Consider the following 18613-nt stretch of genomic DNA (forward strand, 5'->3'; position numbering starts at 1 on the left):
AAGGGGGAAAAAATGATGACGAAAGTATACGCATCGATGGCAGGAAACGTTTGGAAGATTGTTGTAGGAGTAGGAGATACAGTAGAGGAAGAGCAGGATGTCGTCATTTTGGAATCTATGAAAATGGAAATTCCAATCATTTCAGAAGAAGCTGGCACAGTTATGAAAATTAATGTGCAAGAAGGCGATTTTGTAAATGAAGGAGATGTATTATTAGAAATTGAATAGGGAGATATAGGGGGAAGCGAATTGAAACTACCTAATTTTGCTGTCATTAAAGAAGTCGGGCCACGTGATGGCTTACAAAATGAAAAAAAGATTGTTGGCACAAAAGATAAAGTAAAATGGATTCAACTACTTACAGAAGCAGGATTGTCGTATGTTGAAGTTTCCTCATTCGTTCACCCAAAATGGGTCCCTGCATTAGCAGATGCAAATGATGTATTTTCTGAGCTGAAAAGGGACCCAAATGTTACATATGCTGCGCTTGTTCCGAATCAAAATGGTTTGGAACGAGCTTTTTTGCAAAATGTAGATGAGGTGAATGTTTTTTTATCAGCAAGTGAATCTCATAATAAAAGTAATATTAATAAATCGATTAAAGAAGCATTAGTTGTAATTGAAGATATAACAAAACAGGCATTATTCGAAGGGAAAAAGGTAAGAGGCTATGTTTCTACTGTATTTGGATGTCCTTATGAAGGGGATATAAGTGTCACAGCAGTTGACGAATTATGTAATCAACTATTTTCATACGGCATTTATGAAGTTTCTCTTGGGGATACAATCGGTGTAGCGAATCCATTACAAGTAGAACAAGTATTAGAACATCTATTAAAGAAGTATGATGCTTCGCAGTTTGCAATGCATTTTCATAATACGTATGGAATGGCTCTAGCGAATGTAGTTAAATCATTAGAATACGGTATTAAAACGTTTGATAGTTCTTGTGGTGGACTCGGGGGCTGCCCTTATGCACCAGGAGCATCAGGTAATGTTGCTACTGATGACCTAGTACATATGCTCCATAAGTTAGGAGTCCAAACGAATATTGATGAAGAGAAGTTATTGAGAGCAAGTCAATTTATTCAAAGTAAATTAAATATCCAATTACCGAGTCATGTGTATAGAGCGCTTCAACATAAAACGATAAGTAGGTGAGAAGATGCTACAATTACAAAACATTTCAGTTGATTATGTAACACCTCACGTTGTAAAGATTTCGTTATATCGTGAAAGACAAGCAAACTCATTATCTTTAGCATTATTAGATGAATTACAAACTATATTAACTCAAATAAGTGAAGATTCAAACGTGCGTGTAGTTATTTTGACTGGTGCTGGTGAAAAAGCATTTTGTGCTGGTGCAGATTTAAAAGAGCGTGCCGATATGAACGAAGAACAAGTTCGCCATGCTGTTAGTATGATTCGCACTACTATGGAGATGGTTGAACAATTACCACAGCCAGTTATTGCTGCTATAAATGGAATTGCACTTGGTGGTGGTACGGAATTAAGTTTAGCTTGTGATTTTAGAATTGCTGCTGAATCTGCAAGTCTTGGTCTTACTGAAACGACACTTGCAATTATACCAGGAGCAGGTGGTACACAGCGCTTACCGAGATTAATTGGTGTTGGTAGAGCGAAAGAATTAATTTATACAGGTAGACGTATTTCAGCGCAAGAAGCAAAAGAATACGGTTTAGTAGAATTTGTTGTACCAGCTAATTTACTTGAAGAGAAAGCGATTGAAATAGCAGAGAAAATTGCTAGTAATGGACCGATTGCTGTTCGATTAGCAAAAGAGGCAATTTCAAATGGTATTCAAGTTGATTTACATACCGGATTACAAATGGAAAAACAAGCGTATGAAGGTGTAATCCATACGAAAGATCGAATAGAAGGATTACAGGCATTCAAAGAAAAACGCAAACCGATGTATAAGGGGGAGTAAATATGTTAGACCAAAAACAACAATCTAATTCATTTGAAGAACGAGTTGAAACAATTAAACAAGGCGGGGCACCGAAATATCATGAGCAAAATAAAGCAAAAGGAAAATTATTTGTTCGAGATCGTTTAGCGCTTCTATTTGATAATGGCGAATATGTAGAAGATGCATTATTTGCTAACTGTGAACAAACAGGCTTACCTGCGGATGGCGTTGTAACGGCAACGGGTAAAATACATGGTCGTACTGCGTGTGTAATGGCCAATGATTCTACTGTAAAAGCTGGATCATGGGGATCACGCACAGTTGAAAAGATTTTACGTATTCAAGAAACAGCTGAAAAACTACGTGTTCCGTTATTTTATTTAGTCGACTCTGCTGGAGCACGTATTACAGATCAAGTAGAAATGTTCCCAGGGCGCCGCGGTGCAGGAAGAATCTTCTATAATCAAGTGAAGTTATCAGGTAAAGTTCCTCAAGTATGCTTGTTATTTGGACCTTCTGCAGCTGGTGGTGCGTATATTCCAGCCTTTTGTGACGTTGTAATGATGGTAGAAGGAAATGCATCTATGTATTTAGGATCTCCTCGTATGGCTGAGATGGTTATCGGTGAGAAGGTAACTTTAGAAGAGATGGGCGGAGCTCGTATGCATTGCTCTGTATCAGGATGCGGAGATGTTTTATGTAAGACAGAAGAAGATGCGATTACACAAGCAAGACAATACATTTCATATTTTCCAAATAACTACTTAGAAAAGACTCCATTGGTTACACCCCAAGAACCGAAACAATTCGATAAAACGTTAGAACAAATCATTCCAGAAAATCAAAATGCTCCTTTCAATATGAAAGATCTCATTAATAGAGTTATTGATGAAGGTTCATTCTATGAAGTAAAAAAATTATTTGCTCAAGAGCTAATTACAGGCTTAGCACGTATTGATGGTAAGCCAGTTGGTATTATTGCAAATCAGCCGCGTATGAAGGGCGGCGTATTATTCCATGATTCAGCTGATAAAGCTGCTAAGTTTATTAATTTATGCGACGCATATCATATTCCATTATTATTCCTTGCGGATGTACCAGGATTTATGATCGGTACAAAAGTAGAGCGTGCTGGTATTATTCGCCACGGTGCAAAAATGATTTCTGCAATGAGTGAAGCGACTGTACCGAAGATTTCTATCGTTGTTCGTAAAGCATATGGCGCTGGTTTATATGCGATGGCAGGTCCAGCATTTGAACCAGATTGCTGTTTGGCATTACCGACAGCCTCTATTGCGGTAATGGGTCCAGAAGCTGCGGTTAATGCTGTATATGCAAATAAAATTGCAGCTTTACCAGAAGAAGAGCGTGCTAGCTTCATTGCTGAAAAACGTGAAGAGTATAAGAAAGATATTGATATTTATCATTTAGCATCAGAGATGGTGATTGATGGTATTGTTCATCCAAACAATTTACGTGAAGAGTTAAAAGGACGTTTCGAAATGTATATGAGTAAATATCAAGTATTCACGGATCGTAAACATCCTGTATATCCAGTTTAAAAGCCCTATTTAGGGCTTTCTTGCTCAAAAAGTTAAGGAGGGGAAAACATTGAAACAAGCAGTTTGGTTTCCAACAGAAGAGTACAAGGAAAAAACACGTTTATATAGTTGGATGAAATCATTGGGATATGAAGACTATGAAACTTTTTATAATAAATCTATTGAGGAAACAGCTTGGCTTTGGGGAGAGGCAGAAAAAGCAGTTGGCTATCAATGGATGAAACCTTATACAGAAGTGTTAGATTTAGAAAATGGTACACCGTTTGCACAGTGGTATAATGGCGGAACATGTAACGTTGTAGAATCAGCTTTATCCCGCTGGCTTGCGGATGAAGAGACAAGAATACAGCCAGCACTTCAGTACGAAGGAGAAAATGGAACTTCAAAATCATTTACATATGAAGAGCTTGATAACTGGGTAAGCCGTGTTGCCAATGGTTTGAAACACGCGGGTATTGAAAAAGGTGACCGTGTAACAATTTATATGCCGATGATTCCAGAAACAGTTGTTGCGATGCTAGCTGTAATGAAAATTGGAGCAATTATTTCACCAATATTCTCAGGCTTTGCGTCTGATGCAGTTATGACACGTGTGCAAGCGGCAGGTTCAAAAATGATTATTACCGCAGATGGATTTTCACGTCGCGGTAAAATTGTTTCTTTAAAAGATGAAGTAGATAAAGCTTGTGAACATTGCCCAACTGTTGAAAAAGTTGTTATCGTTCGTCATGCAGGAAATGATTTTACACCACATAACTATGACTTTTCGTGGAGTACGCTAGAAAAAGAAAAACCATTCATACATGCAGAGGAAATGCAAAGTGATGATCCATTGATGCTCATTTATACATCAGGAACGACTGGTAAGCCGAAAGGAACAGTACACACGCATGCAGGATTTCCTTTGAAAGCAGCTTTTGATGCAGGATTTGGAATGAATATTAAACAAGGTGATCGTGTATTATGGGTAACTGATATGGGCTGGATGATGGGGCCGTTTCTATTATTCGGTTCACTCATTAATGGAGCAACGATGGTTATGTACGAAGGTGTTCCAGACTTCCCAGAAGCAGACCGGTTATGGGAGACAGTTGATAAATATGAGATTACTCATCTAGGTATTTCGCCAACGTTAATCCGAGCATTAATGGCAAAAGGTGATGAGTATGTCAATAAACATTCTTTAAAGAGTTTGGAAGTATTCGCATCAACAGGAGAACCTTGGAATCCTGATCCATGGATGTGGCTGTTTGAAACAGTTGGAAAAGGAAATGTTCCAATCTGTAACTACTCAGGTGGAACTGAAATTTCTGGTGGGATTTTCGGTAATGTTCTTATTAAGCCAATCGCACCGATTAGTTTTAACGCATCTTTACCAGGAATGGCAGCTGTCGTACTGGATGATCAAGGTAAACCAATTCGAGATGAAGTCGGAGAATTATGCTTAGAGAAACCTTGGGTAGGTATGACGAAAAGCTTCTGGGAAGATGATGAACGTTACGTGAACACATATTGGTCACGTTTTGAAAATAAATGGGTCCACGGTGACTGGGTCATTTACGATGGTGAACAATATATCATCACAGGGCGTTCAGACGATACGTTAAATATTGCAGGTAAACGTATTGGACCTGCTGAATATGAATCTATTCTTGTGAAACATAACGATGTAATTGAAGCTGCTGCAATTGGTGTACCTGACGAAGTAAAAGGTGAAGTTTGTCATTGTTTTGTAGTATTAAGAGATCATGTAACATTCACAGGAGAATTAAAGAAAGAATTAATGAGTTTAGTAAACTCTCATATTGGAAAAGCGTTGTGTCCTAAAGACATCCACGTTGTAGAAGATTTACCGAAAACACGTAATTCTAAAGTAATGCGCCGTGTTATTAAAGCAGCTTACTTAGGAAAAGAATTAGGTGATTTGTCTTCACTTGTAAATCCTGAAGTAGTTCCGTTTATTCAGGGGTTACAGTCTAGTAAATTATAAAGTTAGAAAGGATCTCTGTATAAATAGAGATCCTTTTTTATGTTTATAAAAAGAAAAGAAGTGAATTTGATGAAGAAGAAAAATTCTACTATTAGTGTTAAGTATGTCTGTTTTATAGTTTTTATTAAAATACGATACTGTGGCATGTTTATTCATTGGAGTAATTAAATTTTGTTAAGGATGAAATTCAATAAAAGCGTTATTTTAATAGGCTGTTACGAAATTTAATTTGAAAGGCACATCCAAATGATAAAAAAAGAGCGCTATAAAATCAGTGCTCTTTTTATTAGAAATTGCTTAGTTCTTAAAAATAAAATCATTACGGACAATTCACAATGGTAATAATGACGCTAGCCATTGTTCCAGGAGAATCAAGAAGTGAAGCAGTAACGGTTACTGTTCCAGGCCCATTAGCGGCTAGAAATACAGCGGTAAAGTTACCTGAGGCATTGGTAATGACAGCAAGAGGAACCATGAAAGCAAGAGATGGGTTACTAAACGAAAAACTGACCACTACCCCTGGAGTAGGAATACCGTTTACTAATACTTGACCCGAAAAAAATAAAGTATTATTTCCTTGAGTGGATACACATGCTGTAGTTTCGTTAGAAGTCAAGGTAATAGATGCAGGCCCAGCAGGAAGATTAAATCCAGTTGGTCCAGTTGGTCCAGTTGGTCCAGTTGATCCAGTTGATCCGGTTGGTCCAGTTGGTCCGGTTGATCCGGTTGGCCCAGTCGGTCCAGTTGATCCGGTTAGTCCAGTAGCTCCTGTAGAACCGGTGGGACCGGTAGGGAATTGAAAAGGTTGAACAGTTGGAAGTGTAGGTCCAATAGAACCGGGATTAAGTGCAGCAAAAGATAAAAACTCGTCCATTATTTATCACCTCTAAAAATCGTATTACTAATAGTAAATGTAATGATAGAGCAAAGTGAAACGGACAAGCGGTTTTATTTTAACAAATTAAACAAAGTAGTTATATGATAGAAAGAGAGATTAGTATGATTCCTTTAGAAATTAAATATAAAAAGGCGATTATCTTCAAATCGCCTTTTAGGTAATGCCGTGTAATTTTATTCAGTTATTTGAAATATAGTTTCATTCGGTTTGGAAAATCCATACAGTTTCCTTGCGAATTTTAAAATTTCTTCTTCACTACTTGTTAAAGCCTTGACATCCTTGTTAAGGGAATGACCATCCTTCTTTACAGAAGATAATTTTTGTTGTTCCGTATTAAGTGTGATTTGTTTTTCTTTAATCATTTCTTGTTGGTTATTCAGAGAATATTGAAGGACAAAAATTATAGGTAATATAAAAGCCAAAGTAGTTATAATACGGCGTCTTGTTTTTTTTATACTACCTTGTTGGGTATTAGGATTCACTTGCTGTGAGGGTATATTAGGATTTGATTGGTGTGATGATACTTTTGGGATGTTTCCCATTAAAATGCCTCCATTACTGATTGTCGAATTTAAACCGTTTAATAGTATTATAAATGTTCAATAAGGATTTTAGAAGATATTTTAATATAGGTGAGTTTTGTAAAGTTTAAACAAAATCTTTATTTAAATAAAAGAAACCCCGCTTGTCTCTGGGGTTTCTGAAGGCAATGAAAGTACTCGACTAATTAAAGATTCCATGAATTTTTTGCTGAAAATACTGGTGAATTCGTCTGAAGTAATGAGGGCATCTAAAGCTTTATACGTACGTGAAGTAATTAAAAATCGATTTATAAGAGTTAGCTTGTTTTTTCTTAATAGCCCACCTAATCAGTAAATACATATGTCTGTTGAAATCTTTACGTGTTCATTGATAAAAAGCTGATTATATTCATTCAGCTTTTTGTATAATACATTCTAGTATTTATCGGTTCCAAAAGACATATTCTTTCCTTTAAGTTGGCATCGAAAATATTACCAATTTTTCCTTTTACAATGGCAACAAATAAAGAAACATTTACAACGACACTTATTTCGTTTAGAACTCCAATCGTCATCACAATGACACTTTTCTTTAGATTTCCACCAATCATCATTACAATGCTTTTTCTGAGAACTCCAATTATCATCACAATGATGTTTTTCTTTAGATTTCCACCAATCATCACAACAATGCTTTTTCTGAGAACTCCAGCAATCATTTTTCCAGGACATTTATTTCTACCTCCTTTCAATAGTGTTCATATTATTCTATGTTTTAATAAAAAAATTGCTTGTTTATTAACCTACTATTTTATCTTTATATGATAGAGTGTCTTCTACTCGATATAGAATTCATACAAACTATGCTGATTTTTAAGAGAAAGTGGAGAGAACTACTACTAGTTATGGTATTTTTCAATAAACACTTGTTGAAGAAAATGTTCTGATTACAAATAATATCTTATTTTCGAGTACGCTTTTTAAATGTATATTTCACAATGAAAAATGGGAAATCCACAAATAAAGTCTATGTATATGTGAGTTAATGGGAAAATCTAGTGTGTTTTTAAGGGGCGTCTTATTTAAAAGAAAAAAGGTTTGTTTTAGAAAGTGGTGTCTAAACATTAAATGGAGTAGGACTAAATTTACGGCCGCTCATTAAAAAGCTTTTAATTAGGAGAAGTCTGTTTTTATAATGAATAATGAAAAGAAAGTTTGGTACAATTGTTTGTTTTTTTCTTTTTATGTGTTTGCCTCGTACCCTTTTAAGCTAGTGGACATACTTTACTAATAGAAAGGATTAGGGGGTGAGGTATTGGGTTCTCGATTTAATAATTGTAAAAAGAAGTGTACATGTAAACAAGATGATTGTTGGGAAGTATTCGAAGAGTGTAAAAAAGAACAGCATGAGAAATGTGATAATTCTTGTGTACAAGGAATTAGAGATGAACTTAAGAAATTAATTAATCGAACAGTTCAAATTAATACAGAGGGACGTACTTATGTAGGTACTGTTTCGTCTGTAAGTTGTGATGTAGTTAGGCTTGCGGCTATTCCTGGATCGGTTGGAGTAATTATTTCCATTTGCAAAATTGAAGCAATTTTCCCACCGGTTACAACGGTTACTGCTGACTTTGATTTTAATGGTATTGATGTAGCAAACAAAGCATAATTATGCTGCTTTTTTGTAAAGCCATTCACATGAATGGCTTTATTTTAATTTTATATAAAAGGAGAATATATTCTTTATATAGAAATAAGTTTGAGGTTATAAATCATGATGTACGAAAGGAGCAAGGAAGTGATTAAACTAGAAAGCTTTAAGAAATCTGATTTTAAACAATTAATAAATTGGATTAATTCCGAAGAATTTCTAATACAATGGTCAGGAAATGCATTCACATTTCCTTTAGACGAACAGCAATTAGAGAAGTATATAGAAAGTGCAAATACACTCGCTTTCAAAGTGGTAGATGAAGAGACTTCAGACGTTATTGGACATATTTCGCTTGGGCAAATAGATAATATTAATAAGTCCGCTAGAATTGGAAAAGTATTAGTTGGTAATACGAAGATGAGAGGACGTTCTATAGGAAAACATATGATGAAAGCAGTACTTCATATTGCTTTTGACGAATTAAAACTACATAGAGTAACTCTTGGTGTGTATGATTTTAATACATCGGCCATTTCATGTTACGAAAAAATAGGGTTTGTAAAAGAAGGCTTATTAAGAGAGTCAAAAAGAGTAGGAGAAACGTATTGGAATTTATGGGAAATGAGTATGTTAGAATATGAATGGAAGAAGTAGCAACGATAGTAATTTATAATTATATTATGTTAACAAAGGGGTTTGGTGGGTATAGTGGATAATAAAACAAAAATAATTTCAATTGCAGCTGTTTCGGGGGGAGGTAAAACTACAATTACAGAAAGATTAAAGCATAAGTTTAAAAACTCAAAAGCTCTATATTTTGATAGTTACACATTTGATAAATCTCCTGCTGATATTTGTAAATGGATTGATGATGGGGCGAATTACGACGAGTGGGTATTAACACCATTAATTCATGATATTGAGCAACTTATACAAAATAATACCTTAGACTATATTATTGTAGATTATCCTTTTGCATACTTAAATAGTGAGATGCGAAAATTCATTGATGTAACTATATTTATTGATACGCCTTTAGATATTGCGATGGCTAGAAGGATTTTGCGAGATTTTAAGGAAGGTACAATAGATGAAATACATAATGATTTGGAACATTACATGACATATGCGAGAAAAGCTTATTTAGAGGCAATTCATACTGTTAAGCCGAATTCAGATATCATATTGGATGGTTCTTTATCTGTAAGTGAAATAATTAATCACGCTGTAGAGGAACTTGGCCGAAGAGAAGTGATTGTCAATGGTTAAATGTATAGAGGAATATATACAAGTTGCTGATTTTAAAATGTATACGAAAATATTCCAAGGAAAGAAGCAGCAGCCTGTTATTATATTGGAATCAGGCTATGGTGATTATTCGAAGGCATGGAATCAAACTGCTGAAGAACTGACGGAATATGGTACGGTACTTACATACGATCGGGCTGGATTAGGCAAAAGCGGGAAGAGTTCCAAGAAACGTATTAGTTCTGAAATGGTAAAAGATTTGAGAACATGCTTAAATCTTTTACAACTGAAGCCACCTTATATTTTTGTAGGACATTCTTTTGGTGGTATAAATGCACGTTTATTTACTGATTTTTATCCTGAAGATATGTTGGGAATAGTTTTGGTTGATTCGACACCAGAAAATTATAAAGAAGCATTTTTGCCAATCATGTCTCCAGAATTTCAAGAAGCTTACTATAAACAATTTGTACATGAAAGTTCTTATGAAGAGTTTATGTTTAGTCTGGGTGAAGCAGATAAATATTGTCAGTCGACGAGAGATATTCCACTCGTCGTGTTAGCTGCTGGTAAAAAAGCTTTTTATTCGCAAGATGCACAAATAAAATGGTTACAATTGCAAGAAGAATTATTACGATTATCAAACAAAAATAAACTAATAATTGCAGAACAAAGTGGTCATTATATTCAAAATAATGAACCACATTATATAACAGATGCTGTTAGGTGGATAATTGAAGTAAGGGAGAGATAAATGTGTACACTTTATTTCAATATAATTGGCAAGTAAGAGATGATTGGTTTAAGTGGTGTGAACAACTTTCAGAGGAAGATTTACTTTGCAAACTGGGGGTATGTTAAAAACATGATTTCATATTGTAGATGTAGAGTATAGTTGGATTAGTGCTCTTCAAGGATAAGAAGATAGAGAACCGTAATTTAAAGATTATCAATCGATTCAAAAAGTGAAAGCGTGATCTGATTTATATAAACGAGAACTTGAAGTTTTTTTGCAGTCATGATCATCTAGCCTAGAATGCTAGCACACTTAAAATAAGCCGTATAAAAAGTTAATCATTGGTGCTTTGATTATATAACGTCGGCGAAATAAATAGTGTGAAGGACAGATATTCTAACAAGTATTTTATGTAACGTTCGTATATTTAAATTTTCTTGTAATTAACCGAATTCTAATTTTTTAGAAACGGATAATGAGGTATGGGTGTTGATCTTTTTTATTGAATAAAATGGATTGATTTTTCGGATTTTCATTACAAAATAAAAATTTAAATTTTGTTAGTTGTTAAAAAAAGATGAGAAGAAAATAGAAAAAGAGGGCTAATGCCCGCTTTTTCTTTTAATTTGGTAATTAATCACAGATTGGTATCCCAAGCACTCTTAGAGCTAATGCTACTTGAAGGGAAATCTCTAATCTAGCAATTTCAATACCAGCTACTGAAAGAACTAAAAAAGGTTGTCCGTTTACAAATACAACGCAACTATCCATAGTTAAGCCTCCTTTCTAGTAATCTACTATAGTATATGAATAGAACTTTAATATGTAATAGTTAAATTGTTGGATTTAATAGAATTAATAGATTAACCCATTTAAACTAAACAAAAGAACATAACGAAAGGAAACAGAGATGGATGTATGCCTCAAAAAACATAGGTTTTAAGACATGTAATCGTACATGAAATCCATCATATTGGTCAGCTATCTATATGGGCGAGGGAGTTAAACTTGCAACCAATTTCAGCAAATTTGATTGGACGAGGATGATAGAATTAAAAACCGACTTGCATCTCAAGCGCAAGTCGGTTTTTATATATAAGAAGATTTCTTAATTGAAATCCTCGGATTTTTTCTGACGTATATGTAAAAACATTAAGGTGGTAATGATTAAGAAAATCATTATAGTTTGTATAATTAAGTTTTTAAACTGAAGCAATATTGTCCAAGATGTAAGGGTGTCTTTAAAAGCTTGGAGTGCAGAGTACGAGGAAGGATCAAAACCATACTGTAGCAACTTTTTTGTTTCAATAAATGAGATGTTTTCTTCATCTGCATCTAATATTACTGAAATTAGTCTAGTATCTCCTAGTTTTGCTGTACTGACAAAACTATAATTACCGTTAGTTGAAAAACTAGTTTGTAAGCCATCAACACCTTGAAGTTTAATGTTTTCATTAAGGGAATATATCATTTTATTCGTATTGAAAACCTGGGAATCTTTGAAGGTAAATTGGTAAGAGGTTAGTTTCGTAATATTCAATACATCTGGAAAATCTTTTACTAATCGTGCAGCTAGTTTAGCTGCGTCTATTGCTGTTGTAGTTGATTGTTTATTTGTATCATGATTAATTCCAGTAGAGTTTAGAAATGGAGATGGTTGTAATAACTGTAGTTCTTTTGCTTTTTTATTCATTAATATTGTAAAGTTATCTTCATTTCCAGCAATGTGTTCTGCTAGAGCGAGTGCAGAACGATTATTCCCTGCCAGTAGCAATGCATGAAGTAAATCACGAACCGTTGTTTTATCATTCGATGTTACTTGTATAGGGCTTGTTTCTACTCGGAAAACTTCGTTACTTATTTGTACGAAGTCATCTAACTGTATTTTTCTATCATTTAGTTGTTCCAATACGATATATTCCGTCATTAATTTAGATAAAGTAGCTGATTGTACTGGGGTTTCTTCATTTTTTTTATAAACAATTTCACCTGAATTAGCATTTATTAAAATAGCTGATTTAGCTTGAATAATCGGACCATTTACATAAAGATAAAAATATAAAACGATAAGTGCAGTAATGAAAAAAGATAATAATAAAATAGCGAATTTTTTTAAGAATTGCATAAGTGATCCTCCTATTATGACATCAATACTAGTATTGTAAAAAGGAATGCTTAATTAGGAAGAAAGAAAAGGTAAAGAATTTCTAAAGAATTATAAAGGGTTATTAAATTTAGGGAAATAATAGAAAAAGTTCAATTTCTTATATGATAAGAAATTGAACTTTTTATTTGTAATATTAACATTTGTATGGAAGTAGTTTTACAGTGAATGTTGTTTTTTCGTCATCACTATATACTTCAATTGTTCCTTTATGCAACTCGACTATACTTTTTGCAATTGCTAATCCAAGTCCAGATCCACCAGTGTTTGTAGAGCGAGATTTCTCAACGCGGTAAAAACGTTCAAAAATATGAGGTAAATCCGTACTAGGAATAGGTTGTCCGTAATTTGTTATATCAATTGTAATCATATTATTGCTTTCATAAGCAGTAAGGTCAATATAGCGACCTTCGCTTCCATAAGCGATAGCGTTTATAATAAGATTTTCAAACACACGCACTAATTTGTCACCATCAGCTAATACCATAAGCTTTTGAGACGGGAAAGAAGGCCGACATTCTATATTAGCTTCTTGAACCTGTATGCGGAATTGAACAGTTAATTGTCCAAGTAACTCTACAATATCAATAGGAACAGAATACAAGCTTAATTCTTTATTTTGAACACGTGTATATTCGAACAAGTCATTCATTAATGCATTAAGACGAGTTACTTTATCGTAAATGACTTGAATATAGTATCGCAATTCCACTTCATCTCTATAATTATCATGATGGATTAAATTTACGTATCCAACTATAGAAGTAAGAGGGGTGCGTAAGTCATGTGATACATTTGTAATAAGTTCACTTTTTGCTTGTTCCGCTTGTCTTTCTTCATCAATGGAGACTTTTAATTGTTCAACAATTTCATTGACCCCGATTGCTAATTCTTCTAGATAATTATGATTTACAATAGAAACTTTATGATTGAAGTTTCCATTTGCAATATAACGAATTTCTTCTATCATTTTTTTTATACAAGTTTCATAATAAAGTTTTTTCTCGTGACGATAAAAAATGTAAAGATAGGATGAAAAAATAGAAAATAAAAACAAATAAGATACAATCATCATCCATAAAGACTCTTTAATCCCTTTATACTTTTCATAACCAAAAATTCGAATGAATTCTTTACCGAGTTCAGTTAGAGTAAGTGAACTCTCAATTACACTCGTAACGAGGCGATAAATAATTAGTTCAGTAATAGGAGTGAGTGTGATAGCTAATAAAAGCCAAAAAATAAGTTTCCATTTAGGAATATCTTTTAATATATCAAATGCTTCATTTCTCAATTTTATAGCCAACTCCCCAAACAGTATGAATCAATTTTTCTCCATTCATTACTGTTTCAAGTTTATCTCGTAAGTTGCTAATATGGACCATTACCGTCTTATTTGAACCATAACCATCTTCATTCCAAACGCGTTCGAAAATTTCTTCTGAACTAAATACTCTTCCTGTATTACTCGCAAGTAAATATAAAATATCGAATTCAATAGAGGTTAGTTTAATATACTCTCCATTTACTTTAACTGTATGATTATGTTTGTGTATTTCAACAGAGCGAATACGAATAATACCATCTTCATTCTTTTGCGAAGTAGCATTTTGGAAAGAGGATCTTCGTAATAAAGCTTTCACTCTAGCTACTAATTCTAATGGATTGAATGGTTTGATCATATAATCATCGGCACCTGTCATAAGGCCTAATATTTTATCCATATCTTCTGCTTTTGCACTAAGCATTAGAATTGGTACAGTATTATTTTCACGTACTTCCTGACAAACTTCTAATCCGTTTCGTTTTGGCATCATAATATCCAAAATCATAAGGTCAACTTCATATGTAGAAACCTTTTGCAATGCTTCATCGCCATCATAAGCTTTATAAATGTTATAGCCTTCATTTCGCAAATAAACAGCAAGTAATTCAACAATTTCTTTATCATCATCAATAATTAATATGTTTTTATTCATTGTGTAGTTCCTTTCCTTACAAATCATCAACATTACTATAATATCAAACATTTATGTACTTGTAGCGATGATTTTGTATAAAATTTCATGTAACGTATTAAAAAGGAGTAAAAAGATTAATATCGAATATAAAATAAAAAGGATATTTAGATTCTACATTATAATGTAAGTTAGTTATAAGGGGGATTTTCTATGTTATATAGTGATATATATTCATTTACTCCAACTGGAAAAATAGAAAATGATATTAAAGCCTTTCTACTAAAATATAATAAAGAGTTTACATATAAACATTCAATTCGTGTGGCAAATGAGGCAAAAAAGATTGCAGAAAAGTTTCACGTAGATAAAGAAAAAGCAGCAATTGCAGGATATTTACATGATATTAGTGGCATTTTTCCGAACGAGGAGAGGATTGCAGTTGCTGAAGAGTTTGGGGTAGAGATAGTGGAAGCAGAAAAAAGTTTCCTATGATTATTCATCAAAAATTATCGAGAGTAATCGCAAAAGAAATATTTAAAGTAGAAAATGAAGAAATTTTAAATGCAATTTGTTGCCATACAACGTTGCGTAAATATGCAACGAAGATGGATTTAGTATTATTTGTTGCAGATAAAATAGAATGGGATCAAAACGGGACACCACCATATTTAATAGAAATAAAAAAAGGATTGGAAAAATCTTTGGAAAAAGCAGCTTTTGTATATATTTCATATTTGTGGGAAAGGAAAGATACATTGAAAGTTATACATCCGTGGCTAGAAGAAGCATACTGGGATTTAAAAGGAATTTTACAGTAGAAAGGACAAGGAAATGCAATTAAAAGAATATATGAATCAAACATTTCCAGGAGTTACATTAGGACCCTACTTATATTCTCAGTGGGGAAATCATTTACATTTTGATTTCGGAAAAGATAAATATCAAATTGTAGAAGGAACCGACGATTTAAATATGGAATACTTTTCTCAACTATATACATATAATAAATTCTTATTTGAAGACATATTTTCAAAAGAAGATGTAGTGTTTGTAGTGACAAATGTTTATAGATTTAAAAAGGAAAACATAAAAACTCCACAGAAAATAAATGTATACAATAAATATATTAAGAAAAGAGATTTAAGATTTCATATAAGACAAGAAACGTTACCGTTTCTATTTGAAGATGAAGAAGCAGATTTATATTGTACATATCATTTTTCTTTAAAATGTCTTGCGGAAGATATTAAGTATGAATTGCTTATACAAGCTGCTAATCACGAGGATTTCTCTGCTCTGTATCCTCGATTTGGACGAAAAAAAGAAATTTCTTATCCAGATGTATTTCTCATAAATGCAACGAAAGATATTGTCATGTTTATGTGTGATGATAGAGGATGTGAAGTAATTGCGAAGAATAAAGAAATAATACGAGATTTATATAAGAAATACAAAGAATGGATTCCAGATTATGAACGAGAAAGTATAGATAACTTATTTAAATGACAATAGGGGAAGTGAAGCGTGTAATGAAACGTATTGCAATAGTATCTGCATGGGAACCAGAACTGACGTATTTGCATCAACATTATTCGAGTGAACGTGTTGAAAAAAGAGCAGCTTGGGAATTTCATTTTCATACTATTAATGAGCTGGAAATTATATCAGTTGTTACTGGTGTTGGTAAAGTAAGCTGCGCTAGTTGTGTACAATTGTTAATTAGTGAGTTTCAGCCAGATGAGTTGTTTATGACAGGAATATGCGGAAGTTTATCAAACAAGGTGAAAAACGGTCATATTGTAGTGGCACTAAACGCAATACAACACGATGTTACTGCAGCTGGCTCAGGGGAAGATGTTTTTAATTTATATAACGGTAGAACAGCACCTATTGAAACAACAAAATCACTTGTAAGAAGAATAAAAAAAATACGATCATATGATCCAATACATTTCGGTACATTTTTATCCGGAGATCAACGTATTCGTAGTTCAGAAATGAGATATTTACTCCATACCGTATATGGAGCATTGGCAGTTGATCAAGAAGTAGCAGCTTTCGCCTATGTATGCCAAATAAATAAAAAACCATTTCTATGTTTAAAAGCTGCTTCAGATCAAGCAAATGATAAAACGAAAGAAGAACAAAAAATCTTTAAAATGCTAGCATGCGAAAGAGCATGTGAGCATTTAATTGCTTTTTTGCGTGTTTATGAGATTAATGTAGTAAATAATAGATAGTTTGTTATAAAACAAATTAATAGTGGGTTATATGTAGGGAAATGTCCGTTCATTTCAAATTAAGAGCTGAAATTTATAATAGATGGAATATATTATATGGGTACATGTTGCGGTTAATACAAGCAATTGGAGGGCAATTTTATATGATTCAATATAAAAGATGTAGTGAAGTAAATATTGATTTAGTATATGAAGCTTTTAAAGATGGATTTTCCGATTATATTATTAAGATGGAAGTTTCAAAAGGTGATTTTATACACCGTTTTTTGGGACCAGAAGGTAATTTGCTAGAACATTCTTTTCTTGCTTTAGACGGTGACAAATCAGTTGGCGTAATATTAGGTGGTATAAAGGATTATGAAAGTATAAAGACTATGCGCTGTGGAACATTAGCGGTTCATCCTAATTACCGAGGTATTGGTGTGAGTCAAAAATTATTTGAACTGCATAAAGAAGAGGCGATTCAACATGGATGTAAGCAACTTTTTCTCGAAGTCATTGTAGGAAACGACCGAGCGATTCATTTTTATAATAAGTTGGGCTATGAAAAAGTGTACGATCTTTCTTATTATAATTTAAATGATTTGACTAAAATAATGAATAAAGATTGTAAGGATATTGAAGTAAAACAATTAGAATTTCCAACTTTTAAAGATGAAATTCAGAAATGGTTAAACTTCCATATAAATTGGCAAAATGATGTTGATTATATCGAAAAAACAAATAATGTATTTTATGGTGCATATGTCACTAATGACTTAAAAGGCTCTCTATGTGTAAATGAAGAAGGTAAAATTAGTTTTATTTTCGTAGATAAAGATTATAGAAATATTGGTGTTGGGATGAAATTATTAGAAGTAGCAAGAGAAGAATTACATTTATCAAGTTTATCAATTGGGTTTCCTAACAATAATTTACTGGAGGGTTTTTTAAAGAAATGTAGATTTGAAAAGAATTCTTTAGCACAATATGAAATGTATTTATTACTCTAAGAGCGGAAAGATTTATTCTTTTCGCTTTTTATTTTGCTGTTATGTTGGTAAATGCTCCGTAACTATAATTTATAATGCGAGGGAGTTTGTTTATCCTTAAGTTATTTTTTAAATTGTCAATTTCATACTAATAATTTTCTTTGTATAATATTCTAATTTTATGTAGAATAGATACGATGGGAGGGGATGAAATGAATAATGGATTAAAGTTTAAGATTTTTGAATTGCATTGTCTCGTTCAAAAGACTTATTCTGATATTAAAATGGCATGTGATATTGCTATTTATCAAGAAAACACTTCTAAATATTTAATTTCATTAGGATTTTTAAATAAATCATATATGACTTATATAGAAGCAAAAAGATTCTATCGCGAAAATGAAGAGCTTGTAAGTGTAGAATTTGATAATTTCTTTGATATGTATGATAAATTAGAAAACGAATTAAAACAAGTTATTTCAACTGAAGATAAAAATCCTTCATCGCTACATAGCAGACTTGATCAGTTTCAGCAGAAAGTTGAAAATATAAATGACCTAATAAAAGTATTGCAAAATGCTCGTTAATGAATGCTTTTTTCTTTTTGTATAGAAATTATGTATTAAAAACATTTTAGGGATATTACATATTGAAGAGGTGGCTTTTGTAGATTACAAAAGTCATCTTTTTATGTTAGGAATAGATTGTATACATTTTAGCAGTTTCATA

21 protein-coding genes and 4 pseudogenes are annotated in these 18613 nt (G+C 32.9%); 18 read left to right on the forward strand and 7 right to left on the reverse strand.

What is annotated here, in order from left to right; translation table 11 throughout:
- The first annotated feature begins 12 nt into the window (after positions 1–12).
- The 7 genes from BM089_RS08680 to BM089_RS31475 all read left to right on the forward strand — a co-directional run bounded on the left by BM089_RS08680 (position 13) and on the right by BM089_RS31475 (position 6288).
- Complete coding sequence (locus BM089_RS08680) at positions 13–228, forward strand: acetyl-CoA carboxylase biotin carboxyl carrier protein subunit (protein ID WP_001987345.1); 216 nt, start codon at positions 13–15, stop codon at positions 226–228.
- A gap of 21 nt (positions 229–249) precedes the next feature.
- On the forward strand, positions 250–1161 hold the full coding sequence (mvaB, locus tag BM089_RS08685; protein WP_000775435.1) for a hydroxymethylglutaryl-CoA lyase: 912 nt from the start codon (positions 250–252) through the stop codon (positions 1159–1161).
- A gap of 4 nt (positions 1162–1165) precedes the next feature.
- A complete protein-coding gene (locus BM089_RS08690) occupies positions 1166–1954 on the forward strand; it encodes an enoyl-CoA hydratase (RefSeq protein ID WP_000939814.1) in 789 nt (262 codons plus the stop codon).
- Positions 1955–1956: 2 nt separating this feature from the next.
- Positions 1957–3498 (forward strand): acyl-CoA carboxylase subunit beta, encoded by a 1542-nt coding sequence (locus BM089_RS08695; protein ID WP_000886744.1) that lies wholly within the window; start codon positions 1957–1959, stop codon positions 3496–3498.
- Positions 3499–3547: 49 nt separating this feature from the next.
- Positions 3548–5488 (forward strand): AMP-binding protein, encoded by a 1941-nt coding sequence (locus tag BM089_RS08700; RefSeq protein ID WP_071730016.1) that lies wholly within the window; start codon positions 3548–3550, stop codon positions 5486–5488.
- A gap of 335 nt (positions 5489–5823) precedes the next feature.
- A complete protein-coding gene (locus BM089_RS31470; RefSeq protein WP_000236250.1) occupies positions 5824–6039 on the forward strand; it encodes a hypothetical protein in 216 nt (71 codons plus the stop codon).
- Positions 6040–6069: 30 nt separating this feature from the next.
- A complete protein-coding gene (locus tag BM089_RS31475; protein WP_254791355.1) occupies positions 6070–6288 on the forward strand; it encodes a hypothetical protein in 219 nt (72 codons plus the stop codon).
- A 17-nt stretch (positions 6289–6305) separates the two neighbouring features.
- Here the strand turns inward: BM089_RS31475 and BM089_RS31885 are convergent.
- The 3 genes and pseudogenes from BM089_RS31885 to BM089_RS08715 all read right to left on the reverse strand — a co-directional run.
- Positions 6306–6362, reverse strand: a pseudogene (locus tag BM089_RS31885) (exosporium leader peptide-containing protein); the annotation flags it as partial.
- Between the two features lie 197 nt (positions 6363–6559).
- Positions 6560–6928: an FtsB family cell division protein gene (locus tag BM089_RS08710; protein ID WP_000526886.1), complete on the reverse strand. Its 369-nt coding sequence runs from the start codon at positions 6926–6928 to the stop codon at positions 6560–6562.
- A 392-nt stretch (positions 6929–7320) separates the two neighbouring features.
- Positions 7321–7626, reverse strand: a complete 306-nt coding sequence (locus BM089_RS08715; protein ID WP_000560132.1) for a hypothetical protein — start codon at positions 7624–7626, stop codon at positions 7321–7323.
- 596 nt (positions 7627–8222) lie between these two features.
- Here BM089_RS08715 and BM089_RS08720 point away from each other — a divergent pair.
- From BM089_RS08720 to BM089_RS31040, 5 genes and pseudogenes are all read left to right on the forward strand, one after another.
- Complete coding sequence (locus BM089_RS08720) at positions 8223–8579, forward strand: hypothetical protein (RefSeq protein ID WP_000535577.1); 357 nt, start codon at positions 8223–8225, stop codon at positions 8577–8579.
- A 105-nt stretch (positions 8580–8684) separates the two neighbouring features.
- Complete coding sequence (locus BM089_RS08725) at positions 8685–9218, forward strand: GNAT family N-acetyltransferase (protein ID WP_000990082.1); 534 nt, start codon at positions 8685–8687, stop codon at positions 9216–9218.
- 54 nt (positions 9219–9272) lie between these two features.
- Positions 9273–9833: a nucleoside/nucleotide kinase family protein gene (locus BM089_RS08730; RefSeq protein WP_002061416.1), complete on the forward strand. Its 561-nt coding sequence runs from the start codon at positions 9273–9275 to the stop codon at positions 9831–9833.
- Positions 9826–10566 carry an alpha/beta fold hydrolase gene (locus BM089_RS08735; RefSeq protein WP_090976651.1) on the forward strand — a complete coding sequence of 247 codons (741 nt, stop codon included), beginning with the start codon at positions 9826–9828 and terminating at the stop codon, positions 10564–10566. The genes BM089_RS08730 and BM089_RS08735 overlap by 8 nt, the downstream gene beginning before the upstream one ends.
- Before the next feature lie 2 nt (positions 10567–10568).
- Positions 10569–10831: pseudogene (locus BM089_RS31040) on the forward strand (DinB family protein); the annotation flags it as partial.
- Positions 10832–11181: 350 nt separating this feature from the next.
- Here the strand turns inward: BM089_RS31040 and BM089_RS08745 are convergent.
- Positions 11182–11319, reverse strand: coding sequence for a DUF3956 domain-containing protein (locus BM089_RS08745; protein WP_000376554.1), 138 nt, complete (start codon positions 11317–11319; stop codon positions 11182–11184).
- Positions 11320–11484: 165 nt separating this feature from the next.
- On the opposite strand from BM089_RS08745, the pseudogene BM089_RS08750 reads away from it, so the two are divergent.
- Positions 11485–11595 (forward strand): annotated as a pseudogene (locus BM089_RS08750) (DinB family protein); the annotation flags it as partial.
- A 61-nt stretch (positions 11596–11656) separates the two neighbouring features.
- Here BM089_RS08750 and BM089_RS08755 read toward each other — a convergent pair.
- The 3 genes from BM089_RS08755 to BM089_RS08765 all read right to left on the reverse strand — a co-directional run bounded on the left by BM089_RS08755 (position 11657) and on the right by BM089_RS08765 (position 14691).
- The gene (locus BM089_RS08755; protein WP_001160060.1) at positions 11657–12673 is read right to left on the reverse strand and encodes a D-alanyl-D-alanine carboxypeptidase family protein; all 1017 of its coding nucleotides are present in this window, start codon (positions 12671–12673) and stop codon (positions 11657–11659) included.
- A 175-nt stretch (positions 12674–12848) separates the two neighbouring features.
- Positions 12849–14006, reverse strand: a complete 1158-nt coding sequence (locus BM089_RS08760; RefSeq protein WP_001243312.1) for a sensor histidine kinase — start codon at positions 14004–14006, stop codon at positions 12849–12851.
- Entirely contained in the window at positions 13996–14691 is a 696-nt protein-coding gene (locus BM089_RS08765; protein ID WP_001038809.1) for a response regulator transcription factor, read from the reverse strand. The genes BM089_RS08760 and BM089_RS08765 overlap by 11 nt, the downstream gene beginning before the upstream one ends.
- A 192-nt stretch (positions 14692–14883) precedes the next feature.
- Here BM089_RS08765 and yqeK point away from each other — a divergent pair.
- From yqeK to BM089_RS08795, 5 genes and pseudogenes are all read left to right on the forward strand, one after another.
- Positions 14884–15491 (forward strand): annotated as a pseudogene (gene yqeK, locus BM089_RS08770) (bis(5'-nucleosyl)-tetraphosphatase (symmetrical) YqeK).
- 13 nt (positions 15492–15504) lie between these two features.
- A complete protein-coding gene (locus BM089_RS08775; protein ID WP_139213234.1) occupies positions 15505–16179 on the forward strand; it encodes a DUF3885 domain-containing protein in 675 nt (224 codons plus the stop codon).
- Positions 16176–16913: a 5'-methylthioadenosine/S-adenosylhomocysteine nucleosidase gene (gene mtnN, locus BM089_RS08785; protein ID WP_139213235.1), complete on the forward strand. Its 738-nt coding sequence runs from the start codon at positions 16176–16178 to the stop codon at positions 16911–16913. The genes BM089_RS08775 and mtnN overlap by 4 nt, the downstream gene beginning before the upstream one ends.
- Positions 16914–17056: 143 nt before the next feature.
- Positions 17057–17905 (forward strand): GNAT family N-acetyltransferase, encoded by an 849-nt coding sequence (locus tag BM089_RS08790; RefSeq protein WP_000617067.1) that lies wholly within the window; start codon positions 17057–17059, stop codon positions 17903–17905.
- A gap of 191 nt (positions 17906–18096) precedes the next feature.
- Positions 18097–18471 carry a hypothetical protein gene (locus tag BM089_RS08795; RefSeq protein WP_001059026.1) on the forward strand — a complete coding sequence of 125 codons (375 nt, stop codon included), beginning with the start codon at positions 18097–18099 and terminating at the stop codon, positions 18469–18471.
- The last annotated feature ends 142 nt before the right edge of the window (positions 18472–18613 follow it).

The sequence above is a fragment of the Bacillus sp. 5mfcol3.1 genome (genome assembly GCF_900114335.1).
GTDB classification, from domain to species: Bacteria; Bacillota; Bacilli; order Bacillales; family Bacillaceae_G; genus Bacillus_A; species Bacillus_A thuringiensis_S.